Raw genomic sequence first — 14,802 nt, 5'->3', positions numbered from 1 at the left:
AATCATTTCACTAAAAAGAGCCCCTCTTCGGACCGGGGAGGGGCTCTTGCAACCTGACGAAAACAAATCACTTATAAAAAGGGAGTTGAGAATGCACTTGAAAAAACTGATGGCCGCGATGGTGGCGGTAGGGCTGGCTTCAACGGCGCTGGCGGCGGAGGAGGAGAAACTGCAGCGTGTCGAAGTGACGGGGTCCAGCCTGAAGCGCATCAACGCGGAGACGGCGTCGCCCGTACAGGTGATCAACGCCAAGCAGATCGAGAACATGGGCGCGCTGACCTTGCTGCAGGTGCTCGACAACCTGCCCGCCGCCCGTCCGGCACAGCAGGATTTCCGCTCGATGTTTACGGGTTCCGATGGCGGTTCGCAAGCGAACTTGCGCGGCATGGGCGCGCAGGGCACGCTGGTGCTTTTGAATGGCCGCCGCCTGTCGTTCTATGGCGCGCCGGCCGGCTTCCAGACCATGTTCGTCAACATCGACGCCATTCCCGCCGCCGCCATCGAGCGCATGGAAATTTTGACGGATGGCGCCTCGGCCGTGTATGGCTCCGACGCCGTGGCCGGCGTCATCAACGTGATCACCAAGAAATCGTACCAGGGCCTGGAAGCGCGCGCCAACGGCGAGTTTTCACCGAGCGTGAAATCGTATGGCGAGCGCCAGGCCAGCGTGCTGTATGGCCTGGGCGACCTGGCCAGCGATGGCTACAACATCTACGGTTCCGTGAACGTCTACCAGCGCGACCGCATCGCGCTGGCCGATACCTGGCGCAAGCGCCCCTCGTATTTTTATGTAAACAATCCCAATTTCATCCCGAACATGCGCGTGGGCGTGGGCAGCGAACCGGGCGTGATGAATCCCGGGACCTTCTTTGTCTTCGACAAGGCGAAGAACAATGCGCGCACCCAGCGCGCCGTCAATGGCTGCAACAACAGCATCACCGAAGCGTCGGGCACGCGCTGTGTGTGGAATGCGCTGCCCAACCAGCTCGACACGGGCCCCACCTCGGAGCGCGCCACGGCCTACGTGAGCGGCCGGCTGAAACTCGGTGGCGACATGGAAGCGTTCGCGGAAGGCGCTTTCACCCACATCAAGATGCGCGGCGAGAATGGCCCGTCCAGCTTCAATAGCGGCAGCACGAACAACTGGTTCGCGCGCAACACGGGCAATACCCTGAACACGTTTGCCACGCCTTTCCTGAGCCCCAACAACGCCTACCTGAAAGGCAAGCTCGATGCCGACATGGTGGCCAAGATGGGCGGCGCGGCCGGCTTGAATTACCTGCTGCAGGATGCACAAGGCCACTTCGGTCAGAAGAACGTCGATGAAAACTACCGCGCGCTCGTCGGCCTGCGCGGCAGCATCGGCGGCGGTTGGGATTTTGAAACGGCGCTCAGCGTGGCGGGCAGCCATTCGACGCTGTTCCAGACGGCGAACATCAACATCAAGGGCTTCGAGCAGGCATTCGGGCCGTTCCCGAAAGACCCCGTCAGCGGCCGCACGTATATCTCCGACAATCCCGCCTACAAGTTCGGCGAAATCAGCGAGGCGAATGCGGAGCTGGTGCGCAGCGCCTATCCGACCTTCGCCATCGAATCGTGGACCAAGCTGATGACGTGGGATGCGAAGGTGGAAGGCACCCTGTTCAAGCTGGGCGAGCGCGAAGTGCGCGCCGCCGTGGGCACCAACGTGATGCGCGAGAGTTTCCTCACGCCCGGCAACGCGGATGCGGCCAATGGCCTGATCACGCAGCAGGGCGGTTCCTGGTTCGATGGCCGGCGCACCATCGCGGCCGTGTTTGGCGAAGTGGTGGTGCCGCTCAGCGACACCCTGGAAGTCAACGCGGCTGCGCGCCTGGACAAATATCCGCATTTCTCGGCCAACCTGGCGCCCAAGCTGGGCGTGATCTGGCGCGCGCGGCCCGACCTGATGCTGCGCGGGACGTATTCGGAAGGCTTCCGCGCGCCCAACCTGGCTGAATCGGGCACGGGCGGCGTCTTTGCGCAGGTGGGCGGCATCCGCGACACGGTGCGCTGCGATGAAACGAACGCCATGGCGCGTGCACTGATGAAGTCCAAGGTGGCGACGGATGCGGACCTGGGCAAGAGTTTGCTCAATTCGAACTGCTCGACGACGGTGGGCGGCCTGACGCCGCCGAACCAGAACCTGCGTCCGGAAAAAGCGAAGATTTCCACGGTGGGCCTGGTGCTGCAGCCGGCCAAGGACGTGAGCATCTCCATCGATTACTGGTTCATCAACCGCCGCGACGAAATCGTGCGCCAGGACTTCAACGAGCTGTTTACGGAACTGGTGGACAAGTACGGCCCGACCCTGGCCGGCACGTCCAGCGCCATCCGCAACGACCTGACGGATACGGACCGGGGCAACGTGGCGGCGGTGGTGGCCATGTGCGCCAATCCCGCCAACGCGGGCGTGTGCACGGGCGGCGTGCCCGGCTACTCGGTGGGCAACCTGGGCGGCTTGATCAACTCGTATTCGAACCGCGGCCGCACCCTGATGGATGGCGTGGACATCGATGCGCGCACGCGCTTTGGGCTCGGTGACTGGGGCAAGCTGAGCACGGGCATCGCGGCCACCATCCGCAAGCGCGACACCCACGACAGCGAAGACGGCAGCGATATCAAGGGCAATACCGTCGGCTACTACGATTCGCCGCGCTACCGTGCCACGGTCAACGCCGACTGGAGCTACCGCAACTTCGTCAGCAGCGTCTTCATCAACTATTCGGGCAAGACGCGCTGGGCCTACGGTCCCTGGGACAAAGACAACACGCCGGAAAACTGCACCGCCGCCTCGGTGGCGCTGCCGGCCGGCCAGTGCAAGGGCGCGCCGTCATACACGACGGTCAACCTGGCCTTCAGCTGGAAGCCGGTGAAGAACCTGGACGTGGGCCTGAACGTGAAAAACGCGTTCAACAAGAAGCCGTACTACGACCCGAACGGCTGGGAAGGCTACAACCATAGCCAGGACCTGTTCGGCCGCCAGTTCGCCCTGTCGGCCAGCTACAAGTTCTTTTAATACGTGACGCTGCCCCGGCCCGTCTATGCGGGCCGGGGTATTGGCATGGAAAAGAAAAGACAATATTCCGAAATGCACAATACGAAAGATAAACGTAAGTGAAAGCAGAGTGCCATGGCTGCTTTCGCGTTTTTCTCCCCGTTTTTTTGCGCCGATTCACGATTTCTGCTTACCTCGCTGCAGTCGCGTGTATCTGTCATACCACGATAACGAAAGTTATGGGACGCATCACAGATTAAATCGAAAGATAAAATGCCTTTATTTGCCGGATTTCTCGATAAATTGCCGTTATAACTTTCTTTTTGTTGACGATACTTATTTTTCTTTTTAAAGTAATCCCAAGAAAACGAAAATCAGCCGATACGGACTGATTTCCCGGAAGGTGCAACTGCCTGGAGCTACCTTCCGACGACCACCATAAAAATTGCATCCCCCCGGCTTCGCCCTGGAGCGGGGAGGGCGCGCATAACCCTCGATATAGACGGAGACACACCATGCATACCACCGGACTCAAATTGCGCGACATCAGCCGCGCCGCCGCGATCGTGATCGCCCTGGCGGCCGGCGTGCCAGGCCAGGCCTGGGCACAGTCGAACGCCACCAGCACCATTTTCGGCGAAGTGAGTGCGCCGGCCGGCGCCACCGTGGTGCTGGAAAACCTGGCGACGGGCGTGCAGCGCACCTTGACGCCCGATACGTCGGGCCGCTACGTGGCCAACTCCATGCCGCCAGGCCGCTATGCGGTGCGCGTGCTGCGTGCCGGTTCGGTGGAAGCATCGCAGGAAGTCGAAGCGCTGATCGGCGCGGGCGCGGAGGCCAACTTCGGCCCGGCCAGCGCGGCAGGCACCGTGGGTCAGGAGCAGACCGTCGTGGTGAAGGCGTCGCGCAATCCGATCGACGTGTCGAACACGAACAATGGCGTGATCTTCACGGCCAAGGAATTGAAGGCGCTGCCGGTCGGCAATGATGTGGCGTCCATCGTGCAGCTGACGCCGGGCGTCTCGCGCGGCACCAACAGCGTGTACGGCAATGCGCCATCGATCGGCGGCTCAGGACAGTCGGAAAACGCGTTCTACGTCAACGGCTTCCCCATCACGAATATCCTGACCCAGGTGGGTGCGTCGGAGCTGCCGTTTGGCGCGATCTCCAACCTGCAGGTGCTGTCGGGCGGCTACGGTTCGGAATTTGGCCGCTCCACGGGCGGTGTGATCAACATCACCACAAAGAGCGGCGGCAACAAGGTCGAATTCGGCGGCAAGGTCTCCATCATTCCCCGTTCGCTGAAGGGCGAGCCGGAAAACACCTATTACCCGAACACGGGCGCCAATCCCAAGACGGACGGCAATCTGCTGTACTGGAACCGCGACAATGGCAGCACCAGCAAAGTGGTGGGCCTGTACGGCAGCGGCCCGCTGATCAAGAACAAGCTGTTCGCCTTCGTGGCGCTGGAACAGACGCGCACGGACAGCCAGTCCGTTGCCGCCGCCGCCGACTCGGGCACGGCCCTGGCGCGCGGCTGGAGCACGAGCCAGAGCAAGGTGGACCGCATGATGGCCAAGCTCGACTACAACCTGACGGACGACCATCACTTCGAATACACCAAGCTGTATGACCGCACGAAGACGGACAGCCAGGCATATGGCTACAGCTACGCCACGCACGCGAGCAATGGCGTACAGGCAGGCAAGGGCGAGACGACGGTCAACTGCTGCGGTTCGTCGGCCGCGCCGGGCGCCAACATCGACATATTCAAGTACACGGGCTACCTGACGGACAACCTGACCGTGACGGCCATGATGGGCGAGTCGCGCACCTCGCACACCCGCACGCCGAACGGCTACAACCCGCTGCTGGCGCAAACGTCGTCGAATACCTCGACCCAGGTGCCTGGCCTGACGTACGCCAATCCGCAAACGGTGACGGGCACCCTGGTCGACCCGTCGTCGGAAGACCGCCAGAAAGCCAAGCGCCTCGATCTCGAATACAAGCTGGGAAAGCACTCGCTGCGCGGCGGCATCGACCGCATCGACGTGGAATCGAAAGTGGGCCTGAGCCTGGCCGGCGGCCACCGCTGGAGCTATCAGCGCGCGACGGATCCGAACCGGGCCATCAACGGCGCCTTTGAGACGCCGGCCCAGGGCGGCGGCTACGGCGCGCAAGGCTATTACGTCAGCAAGGACTTGAACGCCAACCTGGCGCGCCCGACCAGCGTGCAATCGGCGCAATACATCCAGGACCATTACCAGGTCACGGAACGGGTGCTGCTGGACCTGGGCCTGCGCCGCGAACAGTTCACCAACTACAGCACCGATGGCGTGGCCTTCATTTCGCAGCGCAACATGATCGCCCCGCGCGTGGGCGCTACCTGGGATTACCTGGGCGACGGCACGCTGAAATTCTTCGCCAATGGCGGCCGCTACCACTTGCCCGTGCCATCGAATTTGTCGAGCAACATGGCCAGCCCCTTCCTGGCCACCAGCGAGATGTACACGTACACGGGCATCGATCCCGTCACGGGCGCGCCGACGGGCCTGCACGCGATCAGCAAGCCGTATTCGGCAAACAATGCGTATGGCCAGAGCCGCGATGCGCGCGAAGTGACGGCCGTCGGCTTGAAGCCGCTGTCGCAGGATGAATTCTCGCTCGGCTTCGAACGCGCCCTGAGCAAGAAGCTGGTGGTGGGCGCCAGCGTCCTGTACCGCAAGCTGAACGACACCAACGACGACACCTGCGACGCGCGTCCGCTGCAAGCCTGGGCCACGCGCAACAGCGTCGACACGAGCAATTGGGGCGGCTTCCAGTGCGCCATCATCAACCCGGGCCGCGACAACAGCCTGATGGTCGATTTTGATGATGGCAAGGGCTTGCGCCGCGTGGATATTTCGGCGGCGGAGTGGGGTAATCCGAAACCGGCACGCACCTACCGCGCCCTGAACCTGTTCATCGAGCACCCGTACACGAATGGCTGGTACGGCAAGCTGACCTACACCCTGTCCGGCTTGAAGGGCAATATGGAAGGCCAGACGGACAGCATCGGCGGCGGCGACGTGGGCCTGACGGTCAGCGACGACCATAAGGAACTGATGTACAACGCGTATGGCTATCTGCCGGGCGACCACCGCCACGCCTTCAAGGCCTACGGCTTCATGCAGCTCATCCCGGACGTGACGGTCGGCGCCAACCTGTCGCTGACGTCGGGCGCGCCGCGCAACTGCATCGGCGCGCTGCCCGACAACCTGAAGTTCGAGAACGACTACGGCGATTCCTACTTCTATTGCGATGGCAAAGCGGCGCCGCGCGGCAGCCAGGGCCGCCTGCCTTGGCAAGCCCAGCTGGACATGAATCTGGCCTATACTCCCAGCGCCGTCAAGGGCCTGAGTCTGAAAGTGGACGTGTTCAATGTGTTCAACAGCCAGACCGTGACCCGCTACAACGAGACGCGCGAAGACCATGGCGCCATCGCCCGCAGCTATCTGCAGGTGGCCGGCCGCACGGCGCCGCGTTCCGTGCGCTTCACGGCGGAATACACCTATTAAACTGCAGCCAGCCTGCCGTGCGGCGGGCCGGCGACGATCATTACCAATGGAAGCGAGAAGAGACCAATGACGACACAAATCAATCGACGCAATTTCCTGTCCGCCAGCGCCGCGCTGGCCGGTGGCGCCATGGCCGGCAGCGCACTGCTGCCTGGCGAGGCCAACGCCGCACCCGCCGCCGGCCGCGACAAGGTCCGCCTGGGCCTGATCGGCACGGGCATGCGGGGCCAGGTGCTGCTGGCTGAACTGGTGCGCCGCGACGACGTGGAAGTGGTGGCCCTGTGCGATATCGAACCGATCATGCTGAAACATGCGCTGGGCCAGGTGGCCAAGGCCGGCAAGCCCCGTCCGCGCACGTATGGCGAAGACCGCGACCAGAAAGCCTACAAGCGCATGCTCGACGCGGGCGGCCTCGATGGCGTGATCATCGCCACGCCGTGGGAATTCCATGCGCCGATGGCGATCGCCGCCATGCAGGCGAAGATCGCCGTCGGCTGCGAAGTGGTGGCCGGCATTACCCTGCAAGACCACTGGGATGTCCTGAACACCCAGCTGAAAACGGACACGCCGTACATGTTGCTGGAAAACGTGTGCTACCGCCGCGATGTGATGGCCGCGCTGCAAATGGTGCGCGCGGGCCTGTTCGGCGAACTGCTGCACCTGCAGGGCGGCTACCAGCACGATTTGCGCGCCGTGAAATTCAACAGCGGCAATCCGGCCAAGCCGTATGGCGGCGGCGTGGAATTCGGCGAGAAGGGCTGGTCGGAAGCCCATTGGCGCACGCAGCATTCGGTCGAGCGCAATGGCGAGCTATATCCGAGCCACGGCATCGGCCCATGCGCCATGTACACGAACATCAACCGCGGCAACCGTTTTACGCGCATCAACGCCTTCGCTACCAAGGCGCGCGGCTTGCACGACTATATCGTCAAGCAGCCGGGCGGCGCGCAGCACGCGAACGCCAAGGTGAAATTCAAGCTGGGCGACGTCGTCACCACTACGCTGGCGTGCGAGAACGGCGAAACCATCATCCTGCAGCACGATACGAGCTTGCCGCGTCCGTATTCGCTGGGCTTCCGCGTGCAAGGCACGGACGGCCTGTGGATGGACTTGAACAATTCGATCCACATCGAAGGCGTCAGCAAACCGCACCAGTGGGACGACTTCAAGGCTTACCAGGACAAGTATGAGCATCCGGTGTGGCGCAAGTACGCGGCGCAAGCGGAAGGTGCGGGCCACGGCGGCATGGACTTCTTCGTCATCCACGCCTTTGTCGAAGCGCTGAAAGCCAACGCGCCGATGCCGATCGATATCTACGATGCCGTGACGTGGAGCGCCATCACGCCGCTGTCCGAGCAATCGATCGCCGCCAACTTCCAGACCCTGGACTTCCCGGACTTCACGGGCGGGCAGTGGAAATCGCGCAAGCCGATCTTCGCCCTCGACGGCAAGTACTAAGCCGACAGAACCCGCTACCGCACCAGCTGCCGTAGCGGGTTTTTTCTATCCACTCAGTTTTTCAACCGCGGCGCAGGTGCGCAGGCCCGTGTTCGCCCGCCGCAAAGCTTCACCACCAGGAGACGTTGATGAAACACAGAAGTTCATTACTCTATGCCATCCTTCCCGCCATGCCCTTGCTGCTGGCGGCCTGCGGCGGCGCCACCGCCACGGGCAACGGCAACACGGCCTTGCTGGCGGCCAGTGTGGCGGCGCCCGCCACGACGGCGACCGTGGAACTGGCCGGCAACGCCTTCATCACCAGCGGGAACGCAGGCGCCGTCATCAACGAACGCGGCCTGGCCGGCTGGAGCAATCCCGATGCCGTCGCCAGCACGTATTTCCGCGTGGCCGGGGCGGGCTCCGTGCAGGTGGCGCTCGACGCCAGCCTGGCCGATGGCGGCAACAGCACCATCCGCGTGAAGATCAATGGCACGCCGTTCGACGTCAAGCTGGCCGGCAAGGAGCGCAAGACCTATGCCGTCGGCACGGTCAATGTGCCGGCGGCCGGCTATGTAAAGGTCGACATGCAGGGCCTCAAGCGCGTGAAGGGCACGTTCGGCGACGTCGCGGCGCTGAAGGTGACGTCGAATACGGCGCTCACCTATGCGAATGACCGCGCCAACTACTACTGGTCGCGGCGCGGCCCGTCCGTGCACATGGGTTATACGGTGCCGGCCAATACCGAGTATTTCTATAACGAGATGACGATTCCCCAGGGCCAGGACGCCATCGGCTCCTATTTCATGGCCAACGGCTTTGGCCAGGGCTACATGGGCATCCAGGTGAAGTCGCCGAGCGAGCGCTGGGTATTGTTCTCCGTGTGGGACGCCGACAATGGCGCCAGGACCACCCTGGTCAGCAAGGGCGCCGGCGTGGTCGACAATGCGTTTGGCGGCGAGGGCACGGGTGGCCAGACCTATCTGTCGTATAACTGGGCGGCCGGCACGACGTACCGCTTCATCACGCGCGCGCGGCCCGACGGCAATGGCGGCAGCGATTACTCGGCCTGGTTCTTCGCGCCCGAGACGGGCAAGTGGTGCTACATCGCCACGTGGAAGCGGCCGGCGATTTCCACGTATCTGACGGGCGTGCATTCCTTCCTCGAGAACTTCATTGACACCCTGGGCTACACGGAGCGCCGCGTCCAGTTCGGCAACCAGTGGGCCAGGAACGTTTCCGGGACATGGACCGAAGTGACGGCGGGAAGGTTCACCGGCGACGCCACGGCCACGAATGCGCAGCGCATGGATTATGCGGGCGGGCTGGAAAACGGCAAGTTCTACCTGCATAACGGCGGCTTCTTCACTGACTACGTGAAAACCAGCCAGAACTTTACGCGGCCCGCGATGGGCCAGGCGCCGGCCGTCGATGTGAGCGCCTTGCCGATGCAATAGGCGTTGATCCTTAGCCCGGTTGCTTGCCCACCATCGCGTCGATGCCGCGGTAGTAGGTGAGTGGCCGGCCTATCGTCACGCCCATCAATGCCGCCGCCTGGATGATGTCGTCCGTGTCGCGCCGGTAGACGATCAGCGCATCCATTTCGTCGGAGCCATTGCCGTCGATCTGGATCAGGTCATAGCCGCCTTCGTCCACGGCGCGCTGCGCCAGTTCCGTATCGAGCCACTCGAAATAGGGCAGCACGCTGCCGCCGCTTTCCTTGAGCAGTGCGTACGGGAAGTCGGGAAATTCGTCGAACATGTCCTGTATCTGTTCGTGCAGTTCATCGATCTTGTCGCTCGACGCCATATAGCCGGCCAGCTGCGAGAGCATTTCCACCGCATAGGCTTGCGCATCGCTGTCGACCCATTCCTCGCGCGGCGCGGAGGGAGCTTCGGTGATGGCGGCGACGGCGTCGTCGAGTTCCTCGCCTTCCAGATCACCGCAGGTCAGCTTGGTCAATAGTTCGGATAAGAGCATGGTTGCCTTTCAGGGGAGCAGCACGGCCACGGTGGCTGCCTTGTCGATGAAGTTGCCAATACTATCATTGCCGTGCAGCTTGCCGCGTTCCGCAGAAGTCGTATGGCGTCCTTTGACTACTTGTCAACTAGACATTTTCGTGCCAGGCGGATACACTGAAAATATTTCCAATTAGCAATATTTATCTGGACTCATGCAGGCACAGGCGCGCTTGCCGTCCTTTGCCCTTTGCCCATCACTTGTGACCCATTTCTTCATTTTATTCAGGATCATCCATGTTTGTCCGAACCACCATGCTGCGCGCGCTGGCGTGCGCCGTCTTGCTGCCTGCGCTGTTGTCGGCCTGTGTCACCGGCCGCAATAGCGCGCCTGCGTTTACCTACACGACACCCGACCTTGCCAAGGGCGTTGTCGTCGGCACCGTGTTCGAGAGCTCCGTCTTCGAGGCGCATGGCGCCAGGTTCGGCATCGTCAGCAGCGACCCTGCCGCCCTCGAGGGCAAAAGTCTGTGGTTATCCAGCCATGCTCCCGCCGGCCAGGTCGCCTTGCAGAATGTCTTGCCAAAAGTACCTACGGGCAAGGGCAGCACCTTTGCGCTGCAGCTGACGCCGGGACGCTACAGCGTCATCATCTGGCTGCTTGACTATGGATTCAGGTCCAGGTACTCCGAATCGTCGCCGAAGCCGATCGAGTTTGACGTCGTTGCTGGCAAGGTCATCTACCTGGGACGTCTGGATGCCAACCGTTTCCTGCAAGTGGCTTCGATACACGACAATTTCGAGGAAGATATCGCATACCTGAAGAAAAATCCCTTGCTGGCCAATGCCAGCATCGAGAACAAGGCGCTCGAGGTGCGTGAATGGTGGCTAGAGGACGCCCTTGGCAAGGAAATTCAGGAAAGAAACCGCGCCAAATAAGCACCTGCAGGTCGCGCCGCGCACGCGTCACTCTGTACTGCAGGCGCGACCCTGCGCTACATTTTTTGCTGCATCAGAGCGGCCAGGCCTGCTTGGTGACGGCCACGCCGACGATGTAGGCAAATACCAGCACGGCGCCCGCGAAGGCTGCGCCGCGCACGGCTGGCGTCTTGCCCCGTTTCAGGGCGATGGTGCCCAGCACGATGTAGGCCACCAGCGCGCACAGTTTGGCGGCCAGCCAGGGCTGGCTGCCCGGCGACTGGCCGCTCCACACGGCCAGGGTGATGGCGCTGGCCAGCAAGGCCGTGTCGACCAGGTGCGGCAGGATTTTTACCCAGCGCTGCTGCAAGGCGGGCGAGGCGCGCAGCATCCATGCGCCGCGCAAGAGGAAAAGCAGGCCGCTGGCGGCGGCGCAAGCCATGTGGAAATGCTTGAGGCTCAGATAGTCCATATGTCCATGCGGTCGTTATTCAAAGTAGCGCCAGCATAGCCGCCTTTGGCGCGCCGCGCCATACGCCGTCGGAGGGACGCGCAATCAGCGGCACCATTTCATGTACACGAGCTCCGGGTCTCCCTCGTCGAGATGGTCGATCTGTCCGCTACGCACGAAACCCGCGCTGGCGAACAGCCGTTGCGCGGCCAAGTTGGACTGGTTCGTCGAGGTGAATAGCTTCTCAGTTTGACACGCGGCTTCGGCGGCGGCCAGCAGGCCCACGCCCACACCGCGCCGCTGGTAGGCGGGCGAGACCACCACCAGCGAGACAAAGCCGTAATCGAAGAAATCGTCGCGCGTGAGGACATAGCCTGCCACCTGGCCCGCCCGGATGGCCACTTGGCAGTGCCCCTGGCCGACGGCGGCGCGCACGGCCTCGCCCCGGCTGGCGTGCGCCTGCGCATAGGCATCGCAGGCCAGCATGGCGTCCACATCGCCAGCCTGGGCCGCGCGCGTGATGATCTTGTCTGTTTCGTCTCTGTTCTGCATGGCGTTCTTTTTCTCCCGGCGCCGAGTGTGCCAAAAATGCGTCCGTTTGTAAAACACCCGCCATCCAGGCTAGGTCCATACCCCGCCATCTAGTCACTTTTGCCGATGCGGCTATCCAGATTGCCTTTCCAGAATCACCCTGTGGCCGATAGTGCCTTTCCCCTCTGCCACGTAAGCTGGTCGGGACGGCTGGCCAGACGGCCAGTGCATTCATGGAGAAACATCGTGGCTACCCTAGATGGCACTAAGAACAACAGTAGTAACAAGGCAGTCGAACCCGGCATGCGGCGCAAGCAGGCGTCCGTGCTGATCAGCAGCACCTTCGCATTTACCATCTGCTTTGCAGTCTGGATGATGTTTGCCGTGCTGGGCATCCCCATCAAGACCAGCCTGGGATTGACTGAAACACAATTCGGCCTGCTGGCCGCCATGCCCGTGCTGACGGGCTCCCTCGTGCGCGTGCCCTTGGGCATCTGGACGGACAAATACGGCGGACGCCGCGTCTTCTTCTGGCTGATGCTGGCCAGCGTGGTGCCGATCTACCTGATCTCCTACGCCACCGCCTATTGGCACTTCCTCGTGCTGGGCATGTTCGTGGGTCTGGCGGGCGGCTCGTTTTCCGTCGGCACGCCCTACGTGGCACGCTGGTATGAAAAGGAGCGCCGCGGCCTGGCGATGGGTATCTTCGGCGCCGGCAACTCCGGTTCCGCGCTGACCAAGTTCGTCGCGCCCGGCATCGTCGCCGCCTTCGGCTGGCAGATGCTGCCCAAGGTGTATGCGGTAGCCATGCTGGCCACGGCCATCATCTTCTGGCTGTTCTCATACACGGACAAATCGCACCTGGCGCCATCGGGCGAAAGCTTCAGCGCACAGATGAAGGTGCTGAAGGATCCGCGCGTGTGGCGCTACTGCCAGTACTACTCGGTGGTGTTCGGCGGCTACGTGGCGCTGGCGCTGTGGATGACGAAGTACTACGTGGCCGAATACGGTTTTGATTTGAAACACGCGGCGCTGCTGGCCGCCTGCTTCTCGCTGCCGGGCGGCGTGCTGCGCGCCGTGGGTGGCTGGATCTCCGACAAATACGGCGCGGCGAAAGTCACCTGGGCCGTGATGTGGGTGTGCTGGGTGTGCTTCTTCCTGCTGTCGTATCCGCAAACACAGATGGTCGTGGAAACCGTCACGGGGCCGCTGGCCTTCCATATCGGCCTGTCGCCGCTGTGGTTCACCGTGCTGCTGTTCATCGTCGGTATCGCCATGGCCGTGGGCAAGGCGTCCGTCTTCAAGTTCATCGGCGATGATTTTTCCGACAACATCGGCGCCGTCTCGGGCGTGGTCGGCCTGGCCGGCGGCTTGGGTGGCTTCATCCTGCCCGTGATGTTCGGCGCCCTGGTGGACTTCACGGGCGTGCGTTCGAGCTCCTTCATGCTCCTGTACGGCACCGTCTGCGTCTCCCTCGTCTGGATGTATTTCTCGTTCAAGCCGCTGCGCGCGGCACCTACCAATCAACCTGCAGGAGCAAAAGCATGAGCAGATATATGATCAATACCTGGGAGCCGGAAACCCCGAGCTTCTGGCAAAACACGGGCAAGGCCACGGCCGCGCGCAATCTGTGGATATCGATTCCCGCGCTGCTGCTGGCATTCGCGGTGTGGATGGTGTGGAGCGTGGTGGTGGTCAACCTGCCCAACATCGGCTTCACCTACAGTAACAACCAGCTGTTCTGGCTGACGGCCTTGCCGGGTTTGTCCGGCGCCACCTTGCGCATCTTCTATTCGTTCATGGTGCCGATCTTCGGCGGGCGCCGCTGGACGGCCATTTCCACGGGTTCCTTGCTGATTCCCGCCATCGGCATCGGCCTGGCCGTGCAGGATGTGAACACCGGTTATCCGACCATGCTGATCCTGGCGCTGCTGTGCGGCTTCGGCGGCGGCAATTTCGCCTCCTCGATGGCCAACATCAGCTTTTTCTATCCTAAGGCCAGCAAGGGCTTCGCGCTGGGCATGAATGCGGGCCTGGGCAACCTGGGCGTGTCGGTGGTGCAGTTCGTCGTGCCGCTGGTGATCACGTTTGCCGTCTTCGGCGCCTGGGGCGGCGACTCGCTCACCTGGGTCAAGAATGGCGTGAGCAAGGACATGTGGCTGCAAAACGCGGGCTTCATCTGGGTGCCGTTCATCGCGCTGTCGACTTTGCTGGCCTGGTTCGGCATGAATGACCTGGCGTCGGCGAAAGCGTCGTTTTCCGAACAGGCCGTGATCTTCAAGCGCAAGCACAACTGGCTCATGTGCTGGCTGTACACGGGTACCTTCGGCTCCTTCATCGGTTATTCGGCCGCGTTTCCGCTGCTGATCAAGATCCAGTTCCCCGACGTGAACCCGCTCGATTACGCCTTCCTCGGCCCCCTCGTCGGTGCCTTGGCGCGCGTCGCCGGCGGCGTGATTTCCGACAAACTGGGCGGCGCCCGCGTCACCCTGTGGTCCTTCCTGCTGATGATCGGTGCCGTGCTGGGCGTGCTGTACTTCATGCCGCAAGCGGGCGTGGGTGGAAGTTTCAACGGCTTCTTCTGGATGTTCATGCTGCTGTTCGCCGGCACGGGCATCGGCAACGCGTCGACCTTCCGCATGATCCCCGTGATCTTTTTGACGGAACACCAGCGCGCGGCGGCCGGCAAGGGCAAGGCGGCGCAGGAGCAAGCCATCGTCGACGCCAACAAGGAAGGCGCGGCCGTCCTGGGCTTCACCTCGGCCGTGGCCGCGTATGGCGCCTTCTTCATCCCGAAAAGCTATGGCACCTCGATCGCGCTGACGGGCAGCCCCGACGCCGCCCTGTGGTGCTTCATCGGCTTTTATGTCAGCTGCATCGCGATCACCTGGTGGTGCTATGCGCGCAAGAACGCGCCGATGCCTTGCTAGTTAG

10 protein-coding genes are annotated in these 14,802 nt (G+C 62.5%); 7 read left to right on the top strand and 3 right to left on the bottom strand.

From position 1 onward, the window contains the following. The first annotated feature begins 91 nt into the window (after positions 1-91). The 4 genes from SKZ59_RS11905 (at position 92) to SKZ59_RS11890 (ending at position 9,467) form a co-directional block, all read left to right on the top strand. Positions 92-3,037, top strand: a complete 2,946-nt coding sequence (locus tag SKZ59_RS11905; RefSeq protein ID WP_319991863.1) for a TonB-dependent receptor plug domain-containing protein — start codon at positions 92-94, stop codon at positions 3,035-3,037. Positions 3,038-3,531: 494 nt separating this feature from the next. Continuing rightward, positions 3,532-6,573 (top strand): TonB-dependent receptor plug domain-containing protein, encoded by a 3,042-nt coding sequence (locus SKZ59_RS11900; RefSeq protein ID WP_319991862.1) that lies wholly within the window; start codon positions 3,532-3,534, stop codon positions 6,571-6,573. A gap of 66 nt (positions 6,574-6,639) precedes the next feature. Beyond that, on the top strand, positions 6,640-8,031 hold the full coding sequence (locus SKZ59_RS11895; protein ID WP_319991861.1) for a Gfo/Idh/MocA family protein: 1,392 nt from the start codon (positions 6,640-6,642) through the stop codon (positions 8,029-8,031). 128 nt (positions 8,032-8,159) lie between these two features. Continuing rightward, positions 8,160-9,467, top strand: a complete 1,308-nt coding sequence (locus tag SKZ59_RS11890) for a DUF3472 domain-containing protein (RefSeq protein ID WP_319991860.1) — start codon at positions 8,160-8,162, stop codon at positions 9,465-9,467. Between the two features lie 10 nt (positions 9,468-9,477). On the opposite strand, the gene SKZ59_RS11885 is transcribed toward SKZ59_RS11890, so the two are convergent. Next, positions 9,478-9,990, bottom strand: coding sequence for a hypothetical protein (locus tag SKZ59_RS11885; RefSeq protein WP_319991859.1), 513 nt, complete (start codon positions 9,988-9,990; stop codon positions 9,478-9,480). A 275-nt stretch (positions 9,991-10,265) separates the two neighbouring features. On the opposite strand from SKZ59_RS11885, the gene SKZ59_RS11880 reads away from it, so the two are divergent. Beyond that, positions 10,266-10,907, top strand: coding sequence for a hypothetical protein (locus tag SKZ59_RS11880; RefSeq protein WP_139143519.1), 642 nt, complete (start codon positions 10,266-10,268; stop codon positions 10,905-10,907). A 73-nt stretch (positions 10,908-10,980) separates the two neighbouring features. On the opposite strand, the gene SKZ59_RS11875 is transcribed toward SKZ59_RS11880, so the two are convergent. Both SKZ59_RS11875 and SKZ59_RS11870 read right to left on the bottom strand, forming a co-directional pair. Continuing rightward, entirely contained in the window at positions 10,981-11,358 is a 378-nt protein-coding gene (locus tag SKZ59_RS11875) for a SirB2 family protein (protein ID WP_319991858.1), read from the bottom strand. An 84-nt stretch (positions 11,359-11,442) separates the two neighbouring features. Further along, positions 11,443-11,889, bottom strand: coding sequence for a GNAT family N-acetyltransferase (locus tag SKZ59_RS11870; protein WP_319991857.1), 447 nt, complete (start codon positions 11,887-11,889; stop codon positions 11,443-11,445). Positions 11,890-12,171: 282 nt separating this feature from the next. On the opposite strand from SKZ59_RS11870, the gene SKZ59_RS11865 reads away from it, so the two are divergent. Both SKZ59_RS11865 and SKZ59_RS11860 read left to right on the top strand, forming a co-directional pair. Further along, complete coding sequence (locus SKZ59_RS11865) at positions 12,172-13,416, top strand: MFS transporter (RefSeq protein WP_072453804.1); 1,245 nt, start codon at positions 12,172-12,174, stop codon at positions 13,414-13,416. After that, positions 13,413-14,798: a NarK family nitrate/nitrite MFS transporter gene (locus SKZ59_RS11860; protein WP_219329445.1), complete on the top strand. Its 1,386-nt coding sequence runs from the start codon at positions 13,413-13,415 to the stop codon at positions 14,796-14,798. The genes SKZ59_RS11865 and SKZ59_RS11860 overlap by 4 nt, the downstream gene beginning before the upstream one ends. Positions 14,799-14,802: the final 4 nt, after the last annotated feature.

The sequence above is a fragment of the Janthinobacterium sp. GMG2 genome (assembly GCF_033949445.1).
In the GTDB taxonomy this organism is placed as follows: Bacteria; Pseudomonadota; Gammaproteobacteria; order Burkholderiales; family Burkholderiaceae_D; genus Janthinobacterium; species Janthinobacterium aestuarii.
The sequence above is the reverse complement of the archived record's forward strand: the minus strand, read 5'-3'. Positions and strand labels throughout refer to the sequence as shown.

Coding starts and splice junctions, on each gene's coding strand:
- SKZ59_RS11885 (WP_319991859.1), bottom strand. CDS start 9,990: ATGCTCTTATCCGAACTATTGACCAAGCTGACCTGCGGTGATCTGGAA.
- SKZ59_RS11870 (WP_319991857.1), bottom strand. CDS start 11,889: ATGCAGAACAGAGACGAAACAGACAAGATCATCACGCGCGCGGCCCAG.
- SKZ59_RS11860 (WP_219329445.1), top strand. CDS start 13,413: ATGAGCAGATATATGATCAATACCTGGGAGCCGGAAACCCCGAGCTTC.
- SKZ59_RS11890 (WP_319991860.1), top strand. CDS start 8,160: ATGAAACACAGAAGTTCATTACTCTATGCCATCCTTCCCGCCATGCCC.
- SKZ59_RS11895 (WP_319991861.1), top strand. CDS start 6,640: ATGACGACACAAATCAATCGACGCAATTTCCTGTCCGCCAGCGCCGCG.
- SKZ59_RS11900 (WP_319991862.1), top strand. CDS start 3,532: ATGCATACCACCGGACTCAAATTGCGCGACATCAGCCGCGCCGCCGCG.
- SKZ59_RS11880 (WP_139143519.1), top strand. CDS start 10,266: ATGTTTGTCCGAACCACCATGCTGCGCGCGCTGGCGTGCGCCGTCTTG.
- SKZ59_RS11905 (WP_319991863.1), top strand. CDS start 92: ATGCACTTGAAAAAACTGATGGCCGCGATGGTGGCGGTAGGGCTGGCT.
- SKZ59_RS11865 (WP_072453804.1), top strand. CDS start 12,172: ATGCGGCGCAAGCAGGCGTCCGTGCTGATCAGCAGCACCTTCGCATTT.
- SKZ59_RS11875 (WP_319991858.1), bottom strand. CDS start 11,358: ATGGACTATCTGAGCCTCAAGCATTTCCACATGGCTTGCGCCGCCGCC.